1 protein-coding gene is annotated in these 1973 nt (G+C 64.4%); it reads right to left on the minus strand.

The window, feature by feature from the left end; translation table 11 throughout:
* Nucleotides 1–161: 161 nt before the first annotated feature.
* The coding region (locus ACRDUX_RS23055; protein WP_526416864.1) for a hypothetical protein at nt 162–1973 on the minus strand (1812 nt) is incomplete at its 5' end.

Below are 1973 nucleotides of genomic sequence, written 5' to 3' on the forward strand. Positions count from 1 at the left end.
GTGTACGTTAGTGAATGGATGCGTGCAAGTTAAACGGAGTCCATCGATGTCGAGTCTGGTTTTCGGCAAGTAAAAAGCCCCGCTCCCACCGAAGTAGGAGCGGGGACATTGGACGGTTCAGCCCCGCTCCTAACTAGGAGTGGGGCTGAACAAACTGCTGCCTAGCGGCGTGCTTTGCGCGGCGTGCCCTGCCGGAGCAGGAAGAACCCAGCGAGCATAACGAGCAGGGCCAAACCGGCGGCGAATCCGGCCGAGCGCCAAGGGCTGTCGTTCGCGCTGACCGAGGCGCCGGTGTTCGGCAGATCGGTCACCGGCGCGGCTGTGCCGGTAGCCCCGGGCGTGGCGGTAGTGATTGCCGTGGCGGTCGCCGTCGGGCCTGCGAGCGTGAGCGTCAGCGGCACGGTGATCGAACTGTTCGCTTCAACCATGACCGTGGTCGCCAGATCGGCGTACGGCTCGGCGTTGCGCACCGTCAACGGATACGTCCCCGGCCCGACCGTGAAGGTAAAGGTCACGCCGTTCATCACCACGAGCGCGCGCGCTCCGCTCAGGGAGGCGCTGCCATCCGCCTGCTGGCAGGTTTCGCCCAGGCAGACGGTGGTACCCGGCGGCACCGCGCCGCCATCCTCCGTGCTGAGATTGATAACGACGGTGCTCTGCTCAGGTGTGGCGGTGCTGGTCGCTGTTTCAGTCGGAGTCACCGTCTCTGTAGGTGTGGCAGTTTCCGTTGGCGTCGTTGTCGGCGTCGCAGTTTCCGTCGGTGTTGCCGTCTCGGTCGATGTTGCTGTTTCGGTTGGCGGTGCCGTCTCGGTCGGTGTCTCAGTTCCCGTTGCGGTTGCCGTCGGGGTGGAAACATCCACGATCGTCACACCCGCGCTCGCCGCCTGGCTGAGATCCGCGTTGGTGACGATCAGCCCATCCTCCAGCACACCTGCCGGGGTGCCCGGCGGCGCAATGAACATGATGGTGACGGTACAACTACCCGGCCCCTCCGACGCATGGGTCACCAACGCGTGGTCATCCACCAGCCCCGCCCCGCCGTTGGTGTTGCCCGCGCAGATGAAGCCCCAATTGCTGATTTCCAGTGGGGCCGGCACGGAGATCGTGAAGTTGGTCCTCGGCGTGCTCGCCTGCGACAGGACCACCGTTACGTGCGCGGTCACTTCGGTACCGTCATTGTTCGCGGAATAACTGGGCTGATCGAACGACACACTCACCGCCGGGTTCGCCGTTGCGGTTTCGGTCGGCGTCTCGGTCTCAGTCGCGGTCGCCGTTGGAGTCGCAGTTTCAGTTACCGTCTCTGTAGGCGTCGGCGTGGAAACATCCACGACCACGATATCGGCGGTGGCGATGACGGTCATCCCATTATTCATTACGCCATAGAAGACCGCCGGCAGCGTGCCCGCCTGGGTGCCCGGCCGCACCGAAATCCGCGCGTTGACGACCTTGAACGTGCCCGCCTCAACGGCCCTGATGCCGAACGTCAGCACGCCGAAGGCGAGAGATGGTGCGTCGGTGGGAATGACGCCGCCCGTCCCGATCGTCGAATCGATGCCGGTGAATTGCAGCCCCCCGATCGCGACCAGGTTGAATGTGGTCGGCGGCAATGGTCCGAGCACGGTGACAGTGAAATCGGCCCGCACCGAGCTGCCATCGTTCGGCACCGTGTAACTCGTCTGGCTGAACGCCGCAGTGACGTTCGGGGTCGGCGTCGCGGTCTCCGTCGGCGTCACAGTCTCGGTCGCCGTCTCTGTTGGGGTGACTGTCTCGGTTGCGGTCTCAGTCGGCGTTGGCGTGGAGACATCTACGACCACGATATCGGCGGTATCGGTGACACCGTCAGGCCCAGAGATGGAAAGTGCTCCCGCAAGCGTGCCGGCCGGCGTACCCGGTTCCACCGCAACCGAGATGGTGAATGTGCACGGTCCCGGCAAGAGCGGAATTACGACGATGGTGACCGCGTGCGGATCAAC

This window comes from Mycobacterium sp. (assembly GCF_050701675.1).
Classification (GTDB): domain Bacteria; phylum Actinomycetota; class Actinomycetes; order Mycobacteriales; family Mycobacteriaceae; genus Mycobacterium.